The following is a 21,706-nucleotide window of genomic DNA, read 5'->3' as shown; positions in this document are numbered from 1 at the left end:
ATCGCATCATGACCTCGACCCAAGAGCCTTCGACCATCGAACCGGTCCGCCACGGATCGAGCATCGGCCAGCCCCTCACCCGCCGGGACGGTCCCTTGAAGGTGAAGGGCCAAGCGCGCTTCGCCGCCGACAACCTGCCGCCGGGCACCCTACACGCGGCCCTCTGCGTGGCGAAGATCGCCCGCGGCCGGGTGAAGAGCCTCGACGTCGCGGCGGCCGAGGCCCATCCCGGCGTCGTCAAGGTGATGACGCCGGAGAACGCGCCGAAGCTCTCCAAGGACCCGGACCTGAAGGACGTGCCCTTCACCTTCCGGATCGACGTGCTGCAGAACGACAAGGTCCGCTACGCCAACCAGCCCATCGCCGTGGTGATCGCGGAGACGCTGGAGGCGGCGACCGAGGGCGCGCGCCTGCTCGCCCCGACCTACGAGGAGGAAGCCCCGCGCATCGGCCTCGATGCCGGCGAGGTGTTCACCCCGGATTCGGTCGGCGTCGGCGCCCCGCCGGAGCAGGTCGACGGCGACGTCGAGGCGGGCCTCGCTTCGGCCTCGAAGACCTTCACCGGCACCTACGAGACGCCCGCCCAGTACCACAACGCCATGGAGCCGCACGCGGCGGTGGCGAGCTGGGACGGCGACAAGCTCCACCTGTTCATGCCGACGCAGGGGCTCGCCATCGCGCAGGGGCGGCTCGCGGGGCTCTTCGGCATCAAGCCCACCGACATCCATATCGACAGCCCCTATCTCGGCGGCGGCTTCGGCTCGAAGGGTGTGCCGGCGGGCCCGCAGGTGCTGGCCTGCATGGCGGCGCGGCTCACCGGCAAGCCGGTGAAGCTCGTACCGACCCGCTCGCAGATGTACGGGCCGATGGGCCATCGCGGGCCGACCCGGCAGACCCTGCGCCTCGGCGCGGACGAGGCCGGCAAGCTCACGGCGCTCGACCACCACATCCTCACCGCCTCCTCCAGCTTCGACGACTTCTTCGAGCCGGCGGGCCGGGTGACGACCACCCTCTACGCCAGCAAGGCCACCGCCATCCGCCACGAAGCGGTGCGGCTCGATACCGGCACGCCGCTCTTCATGCGCGGCCCCGGCGAGGCGTCGGGCAGCGTCGCCATCGAGAGCGCACTCGATGAGCTGGCCTTCGACCTCAACATGGACCCGCTGGAGTTCCGGCTGGCCAACTATGCCGAGGTCGAGCCGTTCTCCGGCAAGCCCTTCTCCTCGAAGGCCCTACGGGAATGCTACGCCCAGGGCGCGCAGGCCTTCGGCTGGGCCGGGCGCCCGCTGAAGCCCCGCCAGACCCGTGACAAGGACGGGTTCCTCGTCGGCGCCGGCGTCGGCACCGCGACCTTCCCCGCGATGATCTTCGAAGGCATGGCGCGGGCCGAGATCCGGGCCGACGGCTCCGGCACGGTGGAGATCGGCGCCCTCGACATGGGCCAGGGCGCCTGGACGGCGCTGGCGCAGATCGCCGCCGACGGTCTCGGCCTCGGCATGGAGGAACTGACCTTCAACATGGGCTCCTCCGATCTGCCGAATGCCGGCATCGCGGGCGGCTCGGGCCACACCGCCACCGCCGGCAACGCGATCCACGCGGCGGCGCAGGACGTGATCGGCCAGCTCACCGAGCTGGCGGTGAACGACCAGGCCTCGCCGCTGTTCGGCGCGGGCAATGCGGGCGTGACCGCTGCGGGCGGTCGCCTCACCCGCCGGGACGATCCGAGCCGGAGCGAAACCTTCTCCGCGATCCTCAACCGGGCCGGTCGGGCGAAGATCGAGGGCAAGGGCAAGGCCGGGGCGGATGCCGCCGCGCAGAAATCCTACGCGATGCACGCCCACGGGGCGGTCTTCGCGGAGGTGAAGGTCGATCCCGATCTCGGGCAGGTGCGGGTGAGCCGCCTCGTCGGCGCCTTCGCGGCGGGCCGGATCATCAACCCTCACCTCGTGCGCAGCCAGTATTACGGCGGCATGATCTGGGGCATCTCCTTCGCCCTGCACGAGAAGGCGGAGATGGACCCGCGCACCGGCCGGTTCCTCAACGACAACCTCGCCGAGTACCACGTGCCAGTGAACGCCGACATTCCGCCGATGGAGGCGATCCTCATCCCCGAGCAGGATTCGGTGGTGAACACGCTCGGCGTGAAGGGTGTCGGCGAGATCGGCATCACCGGCACGGCGGGCGCCATCGCCAACGCGGTGTGGCACGCCACCGGCATCCGGGTGCGGGACATCCCGATCACCCTCGACAAGCTGTTGGGGTAGGGGGCGCCCCCTCCCCCGTCATTGCGAACGGAGTGAAGCAATCCAGGGTTAGCGGGCCGTCTCCGGACGATCCGTGTCCCTGGATTGCTTCGCGTTGCTCGCAAAGACGGTCGGAGGCCTGCTAAGACCTCTCCTCCGTGCCCCCGGAAGGCTTGCGTCTCATGCCCCTCACCAGCGACATCAGCGGCGTCGTGCCGATCGCGCCGACGCCGTTCCACCCGGACGGGCGGATCGACGAAACGTCCCTCGACCGGATGGTCGACTACTTCGAGGGCGTGGGGGTCGATGGGCTGACGATCCTCGGGCAACTCGGCGAGGCCGGGAAGCTCGACCATGCCGAGGGCATCGCCGTCGCCCGGCGGGTGATCGGGCGGACCAAGCGGCCGGTCATCGTCGGCGTGACGGCACCGGGCTTCGCGGCCATGCGCTCCCTCGCCCACGAGGTGATGGCGATCGGCGCGGCTGGCGTCATGGTCGCGCCACCCAACACGCTCCGCACCGACGATCTGGTCGCCGGCTATTTTCGCAATGCGGCCGAGGCGTTAGGGCCGGATGTTCCCTTCGTGCTTCAGGATTATCCGCTCACCTTTTCGGTGGTGATGACGCCCGCCGTGATCCGCCGGATCGTCACCGAGAACCCAACTTGCGTGATGCTCAAGCACGAGGATTGGCCGGGGCTGGAGAAGGTCTCGACCCTGCGCGGGTTCGAGGCGGAGGGCGCGATGCGGCGCATCGCGATCCTGGTCGGCAATGGCGGCCTGTTCCTCGATTTCGAGGCCGAGCGCGGGGTCGACGGTGCCAACACCGGCTATGCCTTCCCGGAGATGCTGGTGGACGTGGTGCGCCTCACCAAGGCGGGCCGCCGGGACGAGGCGCACGACCTGTTCGACGCGCACCTGCCCTACCTGCGCTACGAGCAGCAGCAGGGTCCGCTGGGGCTGGCCGTGCGCAAATACGTGTTCATGCGCCGGGGTATCTTCGCCTCGGACGCGCAGCGCAAGCCATCGCAGGCGCTCAGCGCGGTGGCGAAGGAGGAGGTCGAGTTCCTGCTCGCGCGGCTCGCACGGACGGACGAGCGGGCGCGGCTGCCGCGCTAGGCGGGCTCAGGTCCCGGCCTTGCGCTCCTGGCGGGGCTTGGCCGGGTCGCCGTCGCGCAGCGACGCGGGCGGAGCGACGACGACCTGCTCGCCGCCCTCCAGCCCGGCATTCAGTTCGAGGCCGCTGTCGCCCTGGCGGACGATCGTCACCGGGCGCATCCGCACCACGAAGGCCTCGTGGCCCGTGGGCTCCAGCACCGCCACCCGCGTGCCGTGCTGGTCGAAGATCAGGCAATCGTTCGGCACGCTCACCACGGGGGCGGGCCGCGGGATCGAGAGCGTCGCCGTGATGTACAGGCCGGGCTGCAAGTCGTGGGTCGGGTTCGGGATGTCGATCTGCGTCACGAGGATCCGCGAGGCGTAGAGCAGCGCCGAGGAGGAGCGCGAGACCGTGCCCGGAAAGACCTTCCCGGGGATCTGCGCCACCTCGATCCGGGCCGGGAGCCCGTCGCGCACGCCGTCGGCGGCGTAGAGCGGCACGTTGACCGCCATGCGCAGCACGTCGTCCCGCGCCAGGGTGGCCAGCGGCGTTCCGGTGTTGGTGTCGGCGGTCACGGCGTCGCCGACATCCACGGTGCGCGCCGTGATGACCCCGTCGAAGGGCGCGCGGATCTCCTCGAAGCCGGTCAGCACCTTCAGCCGGGCGACCTGCGCCTCCTGCGCCGCGATATTCGCTTCGGCAACCTTCACGTTGGCCTTGGCGGCGGCGAGGTTGGCGGCCTGCGTCAGCACCCCCGCCCGCGCCGTGTCGGCGTTCTGCGCCGTGGCGACCCCCGTGCCGGCGAGCGTCGAGGTGCGCTTGTTGGTGACGTCGGCGAGGTGCCGGTTCGCCTCGGCCTGATCGACCATCGCCTGGGTCTGGGTCAGCGCGGCCTGCAACTGCACGACCTGCGATTGCGCCTGCGCCAATTGCTGGTCGAGGTCCGGGGCGCTGATCCGGTACAGCAGATCACCCTTTCGCACCCGCGAGCCGATATCGATCCGCCGCTCGGCGATGTAGCCGGTGGCGCGCGGATAGAGGCTCGCGATGTCGAAGGCCTGGGTCGTGCCGGTCTGGGTGAGGTCGAGGCTGTCGCCCGCCCGCTTGGCGGTTGCGACCCGCAGGCTCACGGGGCCGCGCGGCGCTGCGTCCGGCCGCACGTCCGCCCGGGACGGCTCGGACCACGTCCGGTAGCCGACGAAGCCCGCCCCGGCGAGGGCGATGAGGACGAGCCACGACGTGCCGCGCCAAGTTCCTGTCCCGGCTCCGGCTGCCCCTCCCCCGGCTGCCCCCTGGTCCGCCATCGTTCCCGCCGGTTTGAATCCAAGATGCATAGATAGGGCAGGCGTGTTTCCACGCGGTGTCCGCGACGAATTTCCCCGGCGCCGAACCAGGCCGGGCGCTCGGCCGTTTCCGGGGCCTCCCGCAGAACAATGACGGATATTCCATGACCAACCTGTCCCGACGCGGCCTCATCGCCGCCGCGGCCGGAACCGCCCTGGCCGCCGGCCCGGCCGGCGCGCAGGCGCCCTCCCCCGCAACGCCCGTGCCGGAGCGCGGGGGCAAGGGCGCGAACATCCTCGGGCCGAAGAATGGGCCACGGGAGGCCGAGGACCCCTACACGGTCGCCCCGCCCGCCACGGACCACGGCACCATGCCGAACCTGAAATGGTCCTTCGCCGACAGCCACATGCGGCTGGAGAACGGCGGCTGGGCGCGCCAGACGACGATCCGCGAATTGCCGGTCTCGAAGGCGATGGCGGGCGTCAACATGCGCCTCAAGGCCAATGCCGTGCGGGAGATGCACTGGCACAAGGAGGCCGAGTGGGCCTACATGATCAAGGGCCGCGCCCGGATCACCGCCATCGACCAGGACGGGCGCACCTTCGCCGACGACGTGGGCGAAGGCGACCTCTGGTACTTCCCCTCCGGCATTCCCCACTCGATCCAGGGCCTGGACGGGCCGGAGGACGGGTGCGAGTTCCTGCTCGTCTTCGACGATGGCGGCTTCTCGGAGGATTCGACCTTCCTCATCACCGACTGGCTGGCGCATACCCCGCGCGACATCCTCGCAAAGAATTTCGGTTTGCCGGAGAATGCGTTCGACGGGATTCCTGAGAAAGAGCTTTACATCTTCCCCGGCCCGAAGCCCGGCCCCTTGGCCGACGACAAGCTCGGCGGCGCGGGGCCGATCCCGAAGTCGTTCAGCCACCGGATGCTGGCGCAGGAGCCGATCCGCACCAAGGGTGGCACGGTGCGCATCACCGATACGTCGAACTTCCCCGCCTCGGCCACCATCGCGGCGGCGCTGGTCGAGATCGAGCCGGGCGGGATGCGCGAACTGCACTGGCACCCGAACGGCGACGAGTGGCAGTACTACCTGTCGGGCAAGGGCCGCATGACGGTGTTCGGCTCGGAATCGAAGGCGCGCACCTTCGATTATCAGGCGGGCGATGTCGGCTATGTCCCGTTCGCCATGGGCCACTACATCGAGAACACCGGCAGCGAGACGCTGACCTTCCTGGAAATGTTCAAGAGCCCGCGCTACGCTGACGTCTCGCTCACCCAGTGGATGGCGCTCACCCCGCACGCCTTGGTTCAGGCGCACACGAAGATGGACCGGGCGCAGATCGATGGCCTGCCCACGCAGAAGCACCCGGTCGTGCCCGGTTGACGCGCCCCGGAACCGGGGGCGACGCGGCGGCGTCGTCCCTGCATGAACGCACGGTCTTCACGGGAGACTCCCATGCGCCTCCGCCTCATCCTCGGCGCCGCCTGTCTCGGCCTCATGGCCGGACCGGCCCTCGCGCAGGTCCAGCAATCGAACCCCAACGCCGCCAACGAGTCCTTCGCCCTGCAGAGCCAGTTCCGCACCCTGAACCTTCGGAGCAGCGCGGAGTCCAGCATCGCCAGCATACAGGCACAGCGCAACGTCCAGTTCGCGCCGCCCGCCCCGTTCACCGGCGGCTACCCGCTCGTTCGGCGGGGCCATGGATCGTTCAAGGCACGGCACGGCCTCAACACCAGCATCTGCACCGGCTGCTGAGGCCGGGCCTGTCCGGCGCGGGACGGGACAAGTCGCGATTTTCCCTTCCCTCGCCGGCGCGATCGGTTCAGAACCGGGTGCGATGATGGCTCGCACATGAAAATCCTCCTGATCGGTTCCGGCGGCCGCGAGCATGCGCTCGCATGGCGCCTCTCGCAGAGCCCCCTCTGCGCCCAGCTCTTCACCGCCCCCGGCAATCCCGGCACGGCCCGCCACGGCACCAACCTGCCGGACCTCAAGGTCGCCGACCATGCGGCGGTGGCCGCCTTCTGCCATGCCGAACGGATCGGCCTCGTGGTGATCGGCCCGGAGGCGCCCCTCGTGGCCGGCCTCGTGGACGACCTGAAAGAGGCCGGCATCCGCGCCTTCGGCCCGACCCGCGACGCCGCGCGGCTCGAAGGCTCGAAGGGCTTCACCAAGGACCTCTGCGCCGAATACGGCATCCCCACCGCCGCCTTCGCGCGCTTCACCGCCCTCGACCCGGCCCTCGCCTATGTCCGCGAGCGCGGCGCGCCCATCGTGGTGAAGGCGGACGGCCTCGCCGCCGGCAAGGGCGTCACCGTGGCCGAGAGCGTCGAGCAGGCCGAGGACGCGCTGAATGCCCTCTTCGCCGAGCCCGGCGCCGAGGTGGTGGTGGAGGAATGCCTGTTCGGCGAGGAGGCGAGCTTCTTCGCCCTGTGCGACGGCACCCGCGCCATCCCGATCGGCACCGCGCAGGACCACAAGCGCGTCTTCGACGGCGATCGCGGCCCCAATACCGGCGGCATGGGCGCCTACGCCCCGGCGACGGTGGTGACGCCCGCCATCGAGGCGCGGGTGATGACCGAGATCATCAATCCGACGCTCGCCGGGATGCGCGCCAAGGGCTGCCCCTTCACGGGCATCCTCTATGCCGGGCTGATGCTCACCGAGGACGGCCCGAAGCTCATCGAGTACAACACCCGCTTCGGCGACCCCGAGGCGCAGGTGCTGATGCCGCGCCTCGCCTCCGACCTCGTGCCCGCCCTGCTCTCGGCCTGCGACGGCGACCTGACCGGCGTGACGCTGGAATCCGATCCGAGCCACACCGCCCTCACCGTGGTGATGGCGGCCGCCGGCTATCCCGGCGCGGTGGTGCGCGGCTCGGTGATCCGGGGCATCGAGGCCGCCGAGGGCGAGGGCGTCCATGTCTTCCAGGCGGGCACCCGCGCCGAGGGCGACCGGATCCTCGCCGATGGCGGGCGCGTTCTGGCCGTGACGGCGTTGGGCGACAGCGTCACCGAGGCCCAGGCCCGGGCCTACGCCGCCGTCGCGCGGATCGACTGGCCGGAGGGCTTCTGCCGCCGGGACATCGGCTATCGCGCCGTCTCCAGGGAAGCCTCGTAAGGATCAGATGGCGGGCCAGACGACGGGGACGAACGCGGCCGGCAGACTCGCACGGCACGAAATCCGGGCGATCGTCGCCGGCCTGATGGCGGCGATGCTGCTCGCCGCCCTCGACCAGACCATCGTCGCGACCGCGATGCCGACCATCGGCCTCGACCTCGGCGATGCCGTCAACCTGCCCTGGATCGTCACGGCCTATCTCCTCGCCTCGACGGCGGTGACGCCCCTCTACGGCAAGCTCAGCGACATCCACGGGCGGCGGGTGATGCTGCTCATCGCCATCGTGGTGTTCAGCCTCGGCTCGCTGGCCTGCGCCCTCGCCCCGACGATGATCGCCCTGGCACTGGCCCGCGCCCTCCAGGGGATCGGCGGGGGCGGGCTGATCGCCCTGTCGCAGACGATCCTCGCCGACATCATGACCCCGCGCGAGCGGGCCGGGTATCAGGTCTACATCGCGGGTGTCTTCGCCGCCGCCTCGGTGGCCGGGCCGCTCCTCGGCGGCGTGCTGGCCCAGCATTTCCATTGGTCGCTGATCTTCTGGATCAACCTGCCCATCGGCTTCCTGGCCTTCTGGCTCACCAACGACAAGCTGAAGCTGCTGCCGCGCAACGAGCGCAGCCACCGGCTCGATTATCCCGGCGCGGTGCTCCTCGTGCTGGGCTCCACCGCCCTGCTCCTCGCCCTCAGCCGGGGCGGCGTCCACGAGCCGTGGACCTCGCCCCTCGTGCTTGGCCTGCTCGCGGCCTCGTTCGTCTTCAGCGGGGGGTTCGTCTACCGCCTCGCGACGGCGGCCGAGCCGCTGATCCCGGCGGCGGTGCTGGCCGACCGGGTCGTCGCCTGCGCGACGCTGGCCGCCTGCTTCGCCATGGGCACCTTCATCGGGCTGACGATCTACGTGCCGATCTTCCTCGAAGGCGTGGTCGGCCTCAGCGCCAGCCAATCGGGCCTCGCCCTGGTGCCGCTCATGGTCGGCACGGTGACGGGCGCGACCCTGTCGGGCCGGTCCATGCTGTATTTCCGGCACTACAAGCGCGTGCCCCTGGTAATGATGGGCGTCAGCTTCGCCGCCTGCCTGACCCTCGCCCTCTACGGCGCCGGCCTGCCGTTCTGGCTGATGGAGGTGGCCCTGGCCTTCCTCTCGATCGGTCTCGGGACGATCCTGCCGCTCTCGACCATCACCATCCAGAACGCGGTGGCGCCGCACCAGCTCGGCATCGCGACGGCGGCCATGAACTTCTTCCGCTCGCTCGGCGGCGCGCTGATCGTGGCGGTGTTCGGCACCATCGTGCTCGGCGCGGCGGCGGGCGGCGCGACCGCCGACGTGGAAAGCCTGCTGCGCGGCGCCGACCCGGCGCTGCTGGCGGCCACGTTCCGCCACGTCTTCCTGGCGGCCTGCCTGTGCCTGATCCTCGCCTTCGTCTTCCTCGCGCTGCTGGAGGAACGCCCCCTCGGGGAGCGGCCGAGGCAGGCGGCGCGCGAGGCGGCGGCGGAGTAGCCGCCTACACCGCGAGCCGTTCGTCCCCGGCGGCCACCCGGCCCTCCTCGGCCTCGGCGAGCGCCCGCCCGACCATGAGCAGGGCGGGGCCTTCGAGACCGGCCGCCTCCACCCTGTCCGCGAGATCGGCGGCGGTGCCGCGCACCACCGCCTGGTTCGGCCGCGTGGCGTTGAAGACGAGGAGCGCGGGCGTCCCGGGGGCCAGCCCCTCCTCCACCGCGCGGGCGAGCAGGGCGCCGAGGGTGCGCTTGGGCATGTAGACCACGGTGGTGACGCTGGAATCGCCCAGCGCGCTCCAGTTCAGATCCTCCGGCAGGCCGCCCTTGCGGTCGTGGCCGGTGACGTATTGCAGCCGCCGCGCCGCGTCGCGATGGGTGAGGGACAGGCCGAGCGAGGCGGCAGCCCCCTGCGCCGCCGAGACGCCGGGCACCACCGTGACGGGGATGCCGGCCTGCCGGCAGGCCTCGATCTCCTCGCCCGCCCGGCCGAAGACCAGCGGATCGCCCGATTTCAGCCGCACCACCTGCTTGCCCGATTTCGCGAGCTGCACCATCAGCGCGTTGATGTCGTCCTGGCGGCAGGAGGGGCCGTGCCCGGTCTTGCCGACGAGCATGGTCCGCGCCTCGCGCCGCGCGTAGTCGAGGATCGCCGGGGCGACGAGGTCGTCGTAGAGGATCACGTCGGCGTTGCGCAGCGCCCGCAGTGCCTTCAGCGTCAGCAGTTCGGCATCGCCCGGCCCGGCGCCGACGAGGGTCACGGCCCCGCCCTTCGGCGCGGCCTCGGTCTCCCCGAGGAGTTCGGCGAGATCGTCGGCCTCCGGCGTGCGGTCGGGCTCGGCGAAGGCGCGCTCGGTGAAGCGCTCCCAGAAGAAGCGCCGGTCGGCGAAGCCGGGGAAGCGGCCCGTGACCTGCTCCCGCCAGTCCCGCGCGGCGGCCATCCAGCGACTGAATCCGCGCGGCAGCATCGCCTCGATCCGGGCGCGCACGGTCTGCCCGAAGACCGGGGCGGCGCCCTCCGTCGAGATGCCCACCACCAGCGGCGAGCGGTTGACGATGGCGCCGAACTTCACGTCGCAGAGATGCGGGCGGTCGACGGCGTTGACGATGGCGCCCGTGGCGCGGGCGGCGGCGACGAAGGCCACCGCGTCCACCTCGTCCTCCATGGCGCCGACGCAGAAGGCCGCGCCCCAGAGGTCGTCGGCGGTCCAATGGCGCTCGTGCAGGGTGACGGTGCCGTCGACGATCTCGGCGGGCACGCCGCGCAACTCGTCCGAGGGCTCGGGGGCGTAGACGTCGACATGGGCGCCGGCGGCGGCCAGCACCTTCACCTTCCACGGCGCCCCCCCGGAGGAGCCCGCCAGCACCACGCGCTTGCCGCGTAGCGGCACGAAGACCGGCAGCACCGCCAGCGGTTCGAGCCCGGCGGACCGGGTCTCGCGGGGGGCACGGGTGGGGCGGGGGGTGGTCGGGTCGGCCATGGTCGCTTCAACTCGGATCGTACAGGCACCGACCCTCCCTCTCCCCTCTGCGGGAGAGGGTGGCCCCCGGAGGGGGTCGGGAGAGGGGCAGCGCGACGGTTTAGGGTGAAACGAGCGCGTCGCCCCTTCCGGCTACGGCGCTCCCCTCTCCCGACCCCCTCCGGGGGCCACCCTCCCCCGCAGAGGGGGGAGGGATCATTCGGCAGTCTACCACCAATCACGCCGCTTTTGGGGTCTCGACGGTCAGCAGCTTGCGGATCTCTGGGATGCACGAGCCGCAATTCGTCCCGGCCTTGCAGGCGGCGCCCACCGCCTCCACGCTGCCCGCCCCTGCGCGGATCGTGGCGGCGATGACGTCGAGGCCGACCCCGTGGCAGGCGCAGACCACCGGACCCGCGCCTTCCGTGGCCGCCCGGCCCGAGAGCAGCGCCCGGCGCTCGGCCACCTCTGGCTCCGTCCCGGCGAAGAGGGCCTTGGCCGCCTCCCAGTCGGGCCGCGTCTCATAGGGTCCCACCGCGATGCTCGCGACGAGCCGCGCCCCGTCATAGACGGCGCAGCGGTAGCGCCCGCGCGCGTGGTCGGCATATTCGGCCACCTGATAGCCGGCTCCCTGGACCAGCCCGCGCAGGGCGAGCGCCACCTCGCGGGAACCGTCCTGGGTCGCGAATTGCACGCCCCATCCGCCGGGGATCGCGGCCTTCGCCCACCACCAGCCCTCGGGCATCGGCACCGCCTCGCGCGAGAGCACGAAGCCCCGCGCCCGGTAGGACACGGCCGCGATGGCGGCGGGCGTCGCCTTCAGTTCCGGCTGGCCGGAAACCGGGTCCGGCACGCCTCGCACCAGCGCCCCGACCCGCGCCGCCGAGGCGTAGGCGGCGTTCCAGTGCATCGGCATGAACAACTGGCCCGGCGACACCGCATCCGTGACCGTCACCTCAAGCTCGGCGTGGCCGTGCGCGGTGGCGACGCGGGCGATCCCGCCCTCGGTCAGTCCGAACCTTTGTGCGTCGTCCGGGTGGATCTCCACGAAGGGCACCGCCCGGTGGGCCGAGAGGCGCTGGCTTTTCCCCGTCCGGGTCATGGTGTGCCAGTGGTCGCGCACCCGGCCGGTGTTGAGCACGAAGGGGTGCTCGCCGCCCGCCGCCTCGGCGAGGCCCGGGGGCTGCACCGCCACGAAGCGGGCGCGGCGGTCGAAGGTGTAGAACCGCCCGTCCGCGAAGAAGCGCGGCTTGCCCTGCCGCCCACCCTTCCGAGGCAGGGGCCATTGCACCGGGGGGGCCGCGGCGTAGGCCGGATCCGCGATGTCGGTGAGCGCACCGATGTCGAAGTCGCGGGTGCCGTTGTTCTCGAAGGCCGAGAGGCCGGCATGCTCGCGGAACACGGCGGCGGCGCTCTCGAAGGCGAAGGCCTTGCCGTGCCCGAGCCGCCGCCCGACCTCCGCCAGCACCGCCCAATCCGGCCGCGCCTCGCCGGGGCTCGGCAGGAAGCGGCGCTGGCGCGAGATCCGCCGCTCGGAATTCGTGACGGTGCCGTCCTTCTCGCCCCAGCCCTGCGCCGGCAGCAGCACCGTGGTGCGGGCCCTGGCCTTGGCCGTGTCGGCGTCGGCCATGATGTCGGAGACGATCAGGAGGTCGAGGCCTTCCATCGCCGCGCGAACATGGTTCGCCCGGGGCATCGACACGAACGGGTTCGTGCCCATCACCCACAGGGCCTTGATCTTGCCGCTGCGCACCGCCTCGAACAGGGCGACCGCCTTCATGCCCTCGCCGGTGACGATGCGCGGCGCGGCCCAGTAGCGGCGCACCCGGTCGACCTCCTCGGGCGCGAAATGCATGTGCGCGGCGAGCATGTTCGACAGGCCGCCGACCTCGCGCCCGCCCATGGCGTTCGGCTGGCCGGTGAGGGAGAACGGTCCCTGCCCCACCCCGCCGATCCGGCCGGTGACGAGGTGGCAATTGATGATCGCGTTGCCCTTGTCGGTGCCCTGCACCGACTGGTTCACGCCCATGGAGAAGGCGGTGACGACCCGCCGCGTCCGGGCGAAGAGATCGTAGAAGGCGGTGATGTCGGCCTCCGCGAGGCCCGTTGCGGCGGCGATTGCGGCGAGGTCGGGGGCGATTTGGCGGGCGCGGTCGAGGGCGCCGTCGAGGCCCGCCGTGTGCTCGTCCACGAAGGCGCGGTCGCTGAAGCCGTTGTCGGCGAGGTGGACGAGGAGGCCGGAGAACAGCGCCACGTCGCTGCCCGGCTGCAGGCCGAGGAACAGGTCGGATTCCTGCGCCGTCTGGGTGCGGCGGGGGTCGATCACCACGAACTTCGTGCCGCGCTTGGCCTTAGCCTCGGCCATGCGGCGGAAGAGGACGGGGTGGCACCACGCGGTGTTCGAGCCGACCAGCACGATGAGGTCGGCCTCGTCGAGGTCCTCGTAGCAGCCGGGCACCGTGTCCGAGCCGAAGGCCCGGCGGTGGGCCGCCACCGCGCTCGACATGCACAGGCGCGAATTGGTCTCGACATGCGGCGTGCCGACGAAGCCCTTCGCGAGCTTGTTGGCGACGTAGTAATCCTCGGTGAGCAACTGGCCGGAGAGGTAAAAGGCGATGGCCTCCGGCCCGTGGGCCTCGGCGATCCGCGCCATCTCCGACGCGACGGTGCCGAGCGCGGCGTCCCAGGAGACCCGCGCCCCGTTGAGATGCGGGTGGAGCAGCCGGTTCTCCAGCGACAGTGTTTCCCCCAGCGCCGAGCCCTTGGAGCAGAGCCGGCCGAGATTGGCCGGATGCTCCGGGTCGCCCGCGATGGCCGCGCCCCCCTGCCCGTCCGGCGTCGCCAGGACGCCGCAGCCGACGCCGCAATACGGGCAGGTGGTGCGGACCTCAGCGGTCATGGCGGGTTCCTCGGGTGTCGGTCTCGTCGGATGAGGCAAGAGGCGGGCCGGGCCCGTGCGCTTCCCATCCTCCCCCCTCATCCTGAGGCGCCCGCGCCAGCGGGCCTCGAAGGAGGGCTCCAGGGATCGCGGAGACTTCTGGAGCCCTCCTTCGAGGCGGCTTTGCCGCACCTCAGGATGAGGGGGAAGGATGGGACGGGCGGCGGCTCAGTACACGTCCGCCTGATACCGTCCGGCCTTCTTCAGCGCGCCGAGATAGGCCACCGCGTCCTCGGGGCTCTTGCCGCCGTGGGTGGCGGCGACGTCGATGATCGCGCGCTCCACGTCCTTGGCCATGCGCTTGGCATCGCCGCAGACGTAGAAATGCGCCCCGCCTTCGAGCCACTTCCACAGGTCGGCGCCGTTCTCGCGCATCCGGTCCTGGACGTAGGTCTTCTCCGACCCGTCGCGGGACCACGCGAGCGACAGGCGGGTCAGCACCTTTTCGTCCTTCAGCTTGGTCAATTCGTCCTTGTAGAAGAAGTCCGACGCCTGCCGCTGGTGGCCGTAGAACAGCCAGTTCCGGCCGGGGGCCTGCGTGGCCGCGCGCTCGCGCAGGAAGGCCCGGAACGGCGCGATCCCGGTGCCGGGGCCGCACATGATCACGTCCTTCGACAGGTCCGCCGGCAGGCCGAAGCCGTGGGCCTTCTGGAGGTAGATCTTGACCTTGGTCTGCTCCGGCAGGCGCTCGCCGAGATGGGTCGAGGCCACGCCGAGCCGCAGCCGGGAGCGGTGGTTGTAGCGCACCGCATCGACGGTCAGCGACACCCGGCCGGCATCCATCTTCGGCGAGGACGAGATCGAGTAGAGCCGGGGCTGCAACTCGTCGAGCGCCTCGAGGAAGACCTCCGCGTCGGGCCGCGCGCCCCGGAACTTGTGCAGGGCGCCGAGCACGTCGAGATAGGCGGCGTCGCCGTCCGGGTCCTCGCCGGAAGCGAGCGCCTGCGCCTTCTTGCGCGCCTCGCCGGAGGTGAGGAGCGAGAGCAACTGGTAGAGGTTGTCCGGCGCGGCGCCGAGCGCATAGTTGATGAGCAGGTGGTCCCGCAGGGTCCGCTCGCCGATCATCCGCTCCGGCCGGGCGCCGAGTTCGGCGATCACCGCATCGACCAGCGCCGGGGCGTTGGCCGGAAACAGCCCGAGGGAATCGCCGACCTCGTACTGGATCGGCGTGCCGTCGAGGCCGATCTCGATGTGCCACGTCTCCTTCTCGCCCCCCGGATCGTTGAGGCGGCGGCGGGAGAGGAACAGGGCCTCGACCGGGTTCTCGCGGCAGAGCCCGAGGGGGCCGATCTCCGGCGCCTTCGCCTCGGCGGCGGGCGCGTTGGCGGAAGCCGGTGCGGAGCCGCCGGCCGCGCCGAACTCCTCGTCCAGCTTCTTGAGCATCCGCAACGTCTCCTTGCCGCCGGGCTGGCAGAGGTTCAGTCGCGCCTCGTTCTTCAGGAAGATCGCGTTGGCATAGTCCGCGCAATTGTAGCCGCACTGGCCGCAATCCTGCTGCGCCATCGCGGCCATCAGCTTCTGGGGCTCGGGCCGCTCCTTGGCGAGGTTCATGCGGTCGGGCAGCGGCATCGACGGGTCGTGCCAGGGCGCGTCGTCGTTGTCGGCGAGCTTGGGGCCGGAGGCCGGCGCCTCGCCGGGGGCGAGCGCGGTCGCCCCCTCGACGGCCGGGCCGAGCAGGGCGGCGAAATAGCCCGAGAGCCATGCCCGCTGGTCGGGGTCGAACGGGGCGGTCTCGGGGATCAGGACGAGCGGGGGCGAGACATGCTGGGTCATGCGGCTTCCCTCAGGGCGGGAACGGATTCGGCGGCGTCGCGCAGGGCCTCCGGTCCGGTGCGGGCGGTGAATTGCTGGAAGGTCTCGTCCGGGCCCTGGCGGCCGTCGAGGTAGGTGCGCAGCAGCGCCTCGACGCGCAGCGGCGCCTCCTCGGCCTTCACGGCCTTCCAGATCTCGGTGCCGATCTTCGGGGTCTCGGCGAAGCCGCCGCCGACCACGATGTCGTAGCCCTCGACGGTGTCGCCCTCCTCCGAGACGACGACCTTGGCGCCGATCAGGCCAATGTCGCCGATGTAGTGCTGGGCGCAGCTATGGTGGCAGCCGGTGAGATGGACATTCACCGGCACGTCCAGCTCCTTCACCGTGCGCTCGACATGCTCGGCGATGAGCATGGCGTGGCCCTTGGTGTCCGAGGCGGCGAACTTGCAGCCCCGCGCCCCGGTGCAGGCGACGAGGCCCGCCCGGATGCCCTCGGCCTTGATCGACAGGCCGAGCGCCGCGACGCGCTCCTCCACCTCGGCGAGCTTCGCATCCGGCACGCCGGAGAAGACGAAGTTCTGCCAGACGGTGAGGCGGATCTGCCCGTCGCCGCACTCCTGGGCGATCTTGGCGAGCGCCCGCACCTCGTCGCTCAGCATCTTGCCGACGGGGAGCACGACGCCGACCCAGTTCAGGCCCTCCTGCCGCTGCTTGTGCACGCCGACATGCGCGTAGCGGTTCGTGGGCGTGCGGGGGGCGATGTGGGCGGGATCGACCCGCTCCAGCTTGCGCCCGAGCTTCTCCTCGACGGCGGCGAGGTACTTGTCGAAGCCCCAGGCGTCGAGGACGTACTTCATCCGCGCCTTGTTGCGGTTGGTCCGGTCGCCGTTCTCGATGAAGACGCGAATGATCGCGTCGGCGACCTGATTGCACTCCTCCGGCTTGAGCACCACGCCGGTATCGCGGGCGAGGTCCTTGTGGCCGGAGATGCCGCCCAGCACGAGGCGCATCCAGATGCCCGGCGCGACCGAGGCGCCCTCCAGCACCTCGACGGCCTGGAAGCCGACATCGTTCGTCTCCTCCAGCACCGCCATGACGCCGCCGCCGTCGAAGGCGACGTTGAACTTGCGCGGCAGGCCGTAGAGCGAGCGGTCGTTGATGATCCAGTTGTTCCAGGACTTGGCGAGCGGCCTTGTGTCCAGGATCTCCTGCGCGTCGATGCCGGCGGTGGGCGAGCCGGTGACGTTGCGGATGTTGTCCGCCCCCGCCCCCTGCGCGCCGAGGCCGATATCGGCGAGCCCGTCGAGGAAGGGCTGGGCGTGCTCCGGCGTGATCTCGCGGACCTGCAGGTTCGCGCGGGTCGTCACATGGACGTAGCCGCCGCCATGGGCGTCGGCGAGGTCGGCGACGCCCGCGAATTGCCAATGGTGCAGCACCCCGTTGGGGATGCGCAGGCGGCACATGTAGCTCACCTGATTGGGCGCGACCCAGAACATCCCGTGGTAGCGCCAGCGGAAATTGTCTTCCGGCTTCGGGGCCTTGCCCTGCGCGGCCTCGGCCTTCAGCCGGTTGTGGCCGTCGAAGGGGCTCTCGGCCCGCTTCCACTTCTCCTGCTCGCACAGCTTGCCGCCGGCCTTCACCGTGGCGTCCTGCGCCTTCAGGTGGATCGCGTCCGGGCCGGTGGGCTCGGGTGCCGGGGCGCCAGCCCCCTGCCCCGTCGCGAGGCCGCCGGTCACCCGCGCCGCGCCGATGCCGGCCGCGAACCCTTCGAGGTAGCGCTTCTGCTCGGCGTTGAATGCGTCCGTCATGCCGGTCTCCTTACGCCGCAAGGGATTGGGGCGCCGGGCGCCCGAACATGAGATCGTCCACGTCGCCGACCGGCTCGCCGGAGCGGATCAGCGCCTTGCAGGAGGCCTGCTCGGCGATGTCGCCGACGAAGACCGCGCCGACGAGCCGACCCTCCCGCAGCAGCAGCTTGCGGTAGAGGCCGGCGCCGGGATCGAAGAGGGTGACGGCCTCGGCATCGGCCGGAGTGTCCACGAGCCCGGCCGAGAAGACCGGGAGCCCCGAGATCTTGAGGCTGGTGGCGAGGTGCGTGCCCTCGTAGGCGGCAGGTTGCCCGGAGAGGTGGCGGGCCAGGGTGTCGGCCTGCTCGTAGGAGGGCTCCACGAGGCCGTAGACGAGGCCCCGGTGCTCGGCGCATTCGCCCAGCGCGAAGATGCGCGGGTCGGAGGTCGCCATCCGGTCATCGACGAGGATGCCCCGGTTCGTCGCGAGCCCCGCGCTCTGCGCCAGCGCCAGGGAGGGGCGCACGCCGACCGACATCACCACGAGGTCGGCGGGCAGGATTGTGCCGTCCGCCAGCCGCAGGCGCTCGACCCTGCCGTCGCCCTCGACGGCGGCGGTGTCGGCGCCGAGGATCACGCGGACGCTGCGCTCCTCCATGGCCCGGCGGACGAGGCCGGCGGCCTCGTGGTCGAGCTGGCGCTCCATCAGCCGGTCCATGACGTGGAGCAGCGTCGTGTCGATGCCGCGCTTGGCGAGACCGGCGGCGGCCTCCAGCCCGAGCAGCCCGCCCCCGATCACGATGGCCTTGGCATGTTCCACGGCGGCCTTGCGGATCGCCGCCACGTCGGAGAGGTCGCGGAAGGTGATGACGCCGGGCAGATCCATGCCGGGCTTCGGCAGGCGGATCGGCAGGGAGCCGACCGCCAGCACCAGCGTATCGAAGGGCAGGACATGGGCGTCGCCGACGATCGCCCGGTTGGTCTCCCGGTCGATGGCGGTGACGGGGGCGCCGGTGATGAGGCGGATGCCGTGGCTCTCGTACCAATCGAGTCCGCGGAAGGCGGTGGCGGCCTCGTCGATCTCGCCGCCGAGCAGCGAGGACAGGAGCACGCGGTTGTAGGCGGCCTGGGGCTCGGCGCCCACGCAGGCCACGTCGTAGAGACCGGGGCAGCCCTCGGTCAGGCGCTCCAGGAAGCGGAGCGAGGCCATGCCGTTGCCGACGACGACGAGGCGCTTGCGCCCCTGTCCGTCCGTCGCCCGCGAGCCCGGCAGTGCGGAATCCCTATGGTCAATCGGCATCGTTCGGTCGCGTCTCGAACCTCGAATCCAGGGATCGTCGGCGGACCGCCCACGAAAAAGCCGCTGCCGGATCATCGCCCAGGGCAGCCGGTCGGGAGCCCCAGGAGAACCGGATCAGCGGCCTCGCTGACGGCGCTGCCCGTCGCCGTTGACGGACGCGAGGTGAGTTGCAGGACCCGTGCCACATGCCGGGATCGTCGCGCGAAGGGCCCCGTCCGCTCTCGGCGGGTCCGGTCAGGCTTCAAGCGGGACGGGACGAAGCAGGCGCTTCGCACTGCACAAAAAGCAGGCGGCTGACTGCCGAACGATCAGCGGGACGCCGACCGGAGAACGATGGTCAGAGGAGCGTCGAGAGCGCGACGAGCAGGCCGACGGTGGGCATCGCGCCGACGACGATGGCCCAGTACCAGCCGCTCGGTGCGCTGAGGCGGCGGTTGTCGTTGGCGGCGCGGGGCGCGCGACGTCCGGTGCGGACGTAACGCTGCAACTCCACCCGTTGGGGAGGCGTTGGCGGGAGCGACGCTGCGTCGAATTTGCGGCAACCGGGCATGGTAAGTCGTCAACGGTGCAAACCGCAGGCTGTTCCGTGCGCGGCGTGCATGGCCAAGGCGCCAGACCGCCGCCCGGCGCGGGGTGACGTCCGGCCTCACAGATCGTCCCGGTAGAGCGCCCGCGCCGCCGCCTCTTGTGCGGGGTCCGCGTCGAGCTGGCCGGCGGCCCGCATCTCTCGCATCAGCCACGCGATCCGCTCCGGCGCCCGCGCCTGCGCTGCGTCGCCGAGCCGCAGGTGGCCGAGGTTCCGGCCGGCTTCGTCCGACTCCTTCCGCTCGAAGGCACGGGCGACGAGGCCGAGTTCCCGGTCGCGGGTGGCCCGCCGCCCGAGCCGATGGACGAGTTCGTCCCGGTGATCGGGGTCGGCGCACCATTGGCCTGCCCGCGCGACCGCCCGCACCAGCGGCGCCCCGGCCTCCCCGATGCGGCGCGAGACGGCCAGCACCTTCTCCGGCGCGTCCGGCGCGATCTCGGCGCCCAGCGCGACGACCCGCCCGACGCCCGCCGCCATGGCGACCCCGTTCCAGGGGGCGCCCGCGCAGAACCCGTCCACGAGGCCCCGGGACAGGGCCTCGACGCCGTGCTGCGGCGGCACGACCACGGTGCGGATCGCCGCCGGATCGAGCCCGCCCGCCTGAGCGAAGAGTCGGACCTGATAGGCGTGGCAGGAGAAGGGATGCACGGTGCCGAGGGTCACCGGCCTGCCCTCCCGCCGCCGTTCCGCCGCGACGCGGGCGAAGGCGCGGGCGAGGCCGCGCCAATCGTCCCCGACGTCCTCTCCGGCGATGGCCTCGCTCAGGGCGTTCGACAGGGTAATGGCATTGCCGTTGAGGCTCAGCGGCAGGCCGATGGTCAGGTCCGAGGGCGGTCCCGACAGGCCGAGCGCGCTCGCGATCGCCAGCGGGGCGAGCATGTGCGCACCGTCGAGATGGCCGAGCGCCAGACGGTCGCGCAGGGTCGCCCAGGAGGGCTCGGCCGAGAGGTCGAGGTCCAGCCCCTCCTCCCGCGCGAAGCCGAGGTCCTGCGCCAGGATCACGGGCGCCGCGTCGCACAGGGGGACGTAGCCGATCTGGAGCCTCATCACGGCGCTCCCCGGCGGCCTGCCCCGGCCGCGCCTGCCACGATCACGTTCATCCCAGGAGGTCCGCCGTGGTGACGATGGCGCGGGCGATGTCCGCGATCTTGCGCTTCTCGTTCATCGCCTTGCGCCGGAGTTGCCGGTAGGCCTCGTCTTCCGAGAGGCCCTTGAGGTTCATCAGGATGCCCTTCGCCCGCTCGATGAGCTTGCGGTCGGCGAGCTCGCCCCGCGCCTCGGAGAGTTCCCGCTGCAGCCGGGCGAAGGCGTTGAAGCGCAGGATCGCGATGTCGATGATCGACTTGATCCGCTCCGGGCGCAGGCCGTCGACCACGTAGGCCGAGATGCCCGCATCGACGGCGGCCTCCATCATCGTGGTGTCGGAGCGGTCCACGAACATCGCCACGGGCCGCCCGGCATGGCGCGACACGCCCGACATCTGTTCCAGGATGTCCCGGCTCGGGCTCTCCAGATGGATCACCACCACGTCGGGCTTCAGGGCGCTGACCCGCTCCTGAAGGTCGGCCGTATCGGGCAGGACGACGATGCGGCCGATGCCGGCGGCGCGCAGACCCTCCTCGAGGATCGCCGCACGGGCCCGGCTCGGATCGATCACGGCGACGGTGAGACTCGATTCGGTCATCGCGGCCCGTTCTGGGGCGGGGTTTACCCGGGCTCCACGGATGCGGGGCCATGCCGCCGGACGCAAGGGACATGCCTTCGGTCAAGCTTGGCGGAGCGTCTGTCCCGGTTACCCACACGCAACCTTTCGGTCCAGCTTCCGCCGCAATGTCGCGGCCTTCTGTGGCCTCGCAGAGTCAGAGAGGGTCGAGAAGCGGATGCGCGGGCCTGATCGTACTTCGGTGGCGACCCCCTGCCGGCCTCAGGACCGGCCGGCCATGGCCGATACCGGCGGTCGCGTGACGATGCCGTTCCTGCCGACGCTGGCGACCGTCGTCGTCCTGGCGGCGGCTTCCCTGCTTTGCCCCAAGGGAGAGGCCCCGGCGCCGAGCGCCGCCGTGCGGATGATCCCGCCCTCCGGCGCGGCGACCCTCGCCATGTCGGCGCCGGCCATGCCCGTCGCCGAGCCGCCCCTGCGCGCGCCTGCCATGATCGCCTTCGCGCAGGTGTTCCCGTTGACGGTCGACCCGAGCGTCACCTCCGCCCTTCCCGCCCCGTCCCAGTCCGCCGCTGCGCAGGCCCCGCGACCGGCGCGCAAGGTCGCCTCCTCCCTCCGCCGCCCCTGCAGCGGCAAGCGCTGCCAGGAGAGCGGCCCCCGCGAGGGTCCGGCGCAGGACAACCCGTTCCAGCCGGCGCGGACCGCCTCGGAGGAGCCCGCCTCCCCGTCGCTGGTGCCGGCGGCCCTTCCGTTCGCCGAAACGGTGGTCGAGGCGGTGGTGCCCGTCGCCCGCGAGGTCGGCGCACGGGTCGAGCGGATCTCCGGCAATGCGGGCGATCTCGTGCGCGGCGGACAGGCCGTGGTGAAGGGCTCCGTCTCGGTGCTCGCCGACCGCCTGTTCTGACGCCCCGTCGCCGGCTCCCTCTGGATCCCGCGCCGCACCAACCTAGTTCGCGCTCAATCGCGGATCGAGGATGGGC

General features: G+C 71.5%; 16 protein-coding genes. 7 read left to right on the top strand and 9 right to left on the bottom strand.

The window, feature by feature from the left end:
* The first annotated feature begins 8 nt into the window (after positions 1–8).
* Together ACS5Q7_RS11790 and ACS5Q7_RS11785 are read left to right on the top strand one after the other, a co-directional pair.
* Complete coding sequence (locus ACS5Q7_RS11790; RefSeq protein ID WP_478339501.1) at positions 9–2,264, top strand: xanthine dehydrogenase family protein molybdopterin-binding subunit; 2,256 nt, start codon at positions 9–11, stop codon at positions 2,262–2,264.
* Between the two features lie 161 nt (positions 2,265–2,425).
* The gene (locus ACS5Q7_RS11785) at positions 2,426–3,361 is read left to right on the top strand and encodes a dihydrodipicolinate synthase family protein (protein WP_478339500.1); all 936 of its coding nucleotides are present in this window, start codon (positions 2,426–2,428) and stop codon (positions 3,359–3,361) included.
* A gap of 6 nt (positions 3,362–3,367) precedes the next feature.
* On the opposite strand, the gene ACS5Q7_RS11780 is transcribed toward ACS5Q7_RS11785, so the two are convergent.
* Positions 3,368–4,645, bottom strand: coding sequence for an efflux RND transporter periplasmic adaptor subunit (locus ACS5Q7_RS11780; protein WP_478339499.1), 1,278 nt, complete (start codon positions 4,643–4,645; stop codon positions 3,368–3,370).
* 143 nt (positions 4,646–4,788) lie between these two features.
* Here ACS5Q7_RS11780 and ACS5Q7_RS11775 point away from each other — a divergent pair, with 143 nt between their 5' ends.
* The 4 genes from ACS5Q7_RS11775 to ACS5Q7_RS11760 all read left to right on the top strand — a co-directional run bounded on the left by ACS5Q7_RS11775 (position 4,789) and on the right by ACS5Q7_RS11760 (position 9,247).
* Positions 4,789–6,015, top strand: a complete 1,227-nt coding sequence (locus tag ACS5Q7_RS11775; protein ID WP_478339498.1) for an oxalate decarboxylase family bicupin — start codon at positions 4,789–4,791, stop codon at positions 6,013–6,015.
* 72 nt (positions 6,016–6,087) lie between these two features.
* On the top strand, positions 6,088–6,387 hold the full coding sequence (locus ACS5Q7_RS11770; protein ID WP_478339497.1) for a hypothetical protein: 300 nt from the start codon (positions 6,088–6,090) through the stop codon (positions 6,385–6,387).
* 96 nt (positions 6,388–6,483) lie between these two features.
* The gene (gene purD / locus ACS5Q7_RS11765) at positions 6,484–7,752 is read left to right on the top strand and encodes a phosphoribosylamine--glycine ligase (protein WP_478339496.1); all 1,269 of its coding nucleotides are present in this window, start codon (positions 6,484–6,486) and stop codon (positions 7,750–7,752) included.
* A 7-nt stretch (positions 7,753–7,759) separates the two neighbouring features.
* Positions 7,760–9,247, top strand: a complete 1,488-nt coding sequence (locus ACS5Q7_RS11760) for an MDR family MFS transporter (RefSeq protein WP_478339495.1) — start codon at positions 7,760–7,762, stop codon at positions 9,245–9,247.
* Between the two features lie 4 nt (positions 9,248–9,251).
* Here ACS5Q7_RS11760 and cysG read toward each other — a convergent pair whose 3' ends face one another.
* From cysG to ACS5Q7_RS11720, 8 genes are all read right to left on the bottom strand, one after another.
* Positions 9,252–10,724: a siroheme synthase CysG gene (cysG, locus tag ACS5Q7_RS11755; protein ID WP_478339494.1), complete on the bottom strand. Its 1,473-nt coding sequence runs from the start codon at positions 10,722–10,724 to the stop codon at positions 9,252–9,254.
* 217 nt (positions 10,725–10,941) lie between these two features.
* Positions 10,942–13,602 (bottom strand): nitrate reductase, encoded by a 2,661-nt coding sequence (locus ACS5Q7_RS11750; protein WP_478339493.1) that lies wholly within the window; start codon positions 13,600–13,602, stop codon positions 10,942–10,944.
* A gap of 207 nt (positions 13,603–13,809) precedes the next feature.
* Positions 13,810–15,414, bottom strand: a complete 1,605-nt coding sequence (locus ACS5Q7_RS11745; RefSeq protein ID WP_478339492.1) for a sulfite reductase subunit alpha — start codon at positions 15,412–15,414, stop codon at positions 13,810–13,812.
* Positions 15,411–17,201, bottom strand: coding sequence for a NirA family protein (locus ACS5Q7_RS11740; protein WP_478339491.1), 1,791 nt, complete (start codon positions 17,199–17,201; stop codon positions 15,411–15,413). The genes ACS5Q7_RS11745 and ACS5Q7_RS11740 overlap by 4 nt, the downstream gene beginning before the upstream one ends.
* 10 nt (positions 17,202–17,211) lie before the next feature.
* The gene (locus ACS5Q7_RS11735; RefSeq protein WP_478339490.1) at positions 17,212–18,480 is read right to left on the bottom strand and encodes an NAD(P)/FAD-dependent oxidoreductase; all 1,269 of its coding nucleotides are present in this window, start codon (positions 18,478–18,480) and stop codon (positions 17,212–17,214) included.
* 337 nt (positions 18,481–18,817) lie between these two features.
* On the bottom strand, positions 18,818–18,967 hold the full coding sequence (locus ACS5Q7_RS11730) for a hypothetical protein (protein WP_243956807.1): 150 nt from the start codon (positions 18,965–18,967) through the stop codon (positions 18,818–18,820).
* 159 nt (positions 18,968–19,126) lie between these two features.
* Positions 19,127–20,113 carry a CmpA/NrtA family ABC transporter substrate-binding protein gene (locus ACS5Q7_RS11725; RefSeq protein WP_478339489.1) on the bottom strand — a complete coding sequence of 329 codons (987 nt, stop codon included), beginning with the start codon at positions 20,111–20,113 and terminating at the stop codon, positions 19,127–19,129.
* Between the two features lie 49 nt (positions 20,114–20,162).
* Positions 20,163–20,750, bottom strand: a complete 588-nt coding sequence (locus tag ACS5Q7_RS11720) for an ANTAR domain-containing response regulator (protein WP_478339488.1) — start codon at positions 20,748–20,750, stop codon at positions 20,163–20,165.
* Positions 20,751–21,006: 256 nt separating this feature from the next.
* Between ACS5Q7_RS11720 and ACS5Q7_RS11715 the strand changes: the two genes are divergently transcribed.
* Entirely contained in the window at positions 21,007–21,630 is a 624-nt protein-coding gene (locus ACS5Q7_RS11715) for a hypothetical protein (protein WP_478339487.1), read from the top strand.
* The last annotated feature ends 76 nt before the right edge of the window (positions 21,631–21,706 follow it).

It is taken from the genome of Methylobacterium sp. Gmos3 (assembly GCF_056430985.1).
The sequence above is the reverse complement of the archived record's forward strand: the minus strand, read 5'-3'. Positions and strand labels throughout refer to the sequence as shown.

Coding starts and splice junctions, on each gene's coding strand:
- purD (WP_478339496.1), top strand. CDS start 6,484: ATGAAAATCCTCCTGATCGGTTCCGGCGGCCGCGAGCATGCGCTCGCA.
- ACS5Q7_RS11760 (WP_478339495.1), top strand. CDS start 7,760: ATGGCGGGCCAGACGACGGGGACGAACGCGGCCGGCAGACTCGCACGG.
- ACS5Q7_RS11725 (WP_478339489.1), bottom strand. CDS start 20,113: ATGAGGCTCCAGATCGGCTACGTCCCCCTGTGCGACGCGGCGCCCGTG.
- ACS5Q7_RS11770 (WP_478339497.1), top strand. CDS start 6,088: ATGCGCCTCCGCCTCATCCTCGGCGCCGCCTGTCTCGGCCTCATGGCC.
- ACS5Q7_RS11740 (WP_478339491.1), bottom strand. CDS start 17,201: ATGACGGACGCATTCAACGCCGAGCAGAAGCGCTACCTCGAAGGGTTC.
- cysG (WP_478339494.1), bottom strand. CDS start 10,724: ATGGCCGACCCGACCACCCCCCGCCCCACCCGTGCCCCCCGCGAGACC.
- ACS5Q7_RS11720 (WP_478339488.1), bottom strand. CDS start 20,750: ATGACCGAATCGAGTCTCACCGTCGCCGTGATCGATCCGAGCCGGGCC.
- ACS5Q7_RS11745 (WP_478339492.1), bottom strand. CDS start 15,414: ATGACCCAGCATGTCTCGCCCCCGCTCGTCCTGATCCCCGAGACCGCC.
- ACS5Q7_RS11780 (WP_478339499.1), bottom strand. CDS start 4,645: ATGGCGGACCAGGGGGCAGCCGGGGGAGGGGCAGCCGGAGCCGGGACA.
- ACS5Q7_RS11750 (WP_478339493.1), bottom strand. CDS start 13,602: ATGACCGCTGAGGTCCGCACCACCTGCCCGTATTGCGGCGTCGGCTGC.
- ACS5Q7_RS11735 (WP_478339490.1), bottom strand. CDS start 18,480: ATGCCGATTGACCATAGGGATTCCGCACTGCCGGGCTCGCGGGCGACG.
- ACS5Q7_RS11790 (WP_478339501.1), top strand. CDS start 9: ATGACCTCGACCCAAGAGCCTTCGACCATCGAACCGGTCCGCCACGGA.
- ACS5Q7_RS11775 (WP_478339498.1), top strand. CDS start 4,789: ATGACCAACCTGTCCCGACGCGGCCTCATCGCCGCCGCGGCCGGAACC.
- ACS5Q7_RS11785 (WP_478339500.1), top strand. CDS start 2,426: ATGCCCCTCACCAGCGACATCAGCGGCGTCGTGCCGATCGCGCCGACG.
- ACS5Q7_RS11715 (WP_478339487.1), top strand. CDS start 21,007: ATGGCCGATACCGGCGGTCGCGTGACGATGCCGTTCCTGCCGACGCTG.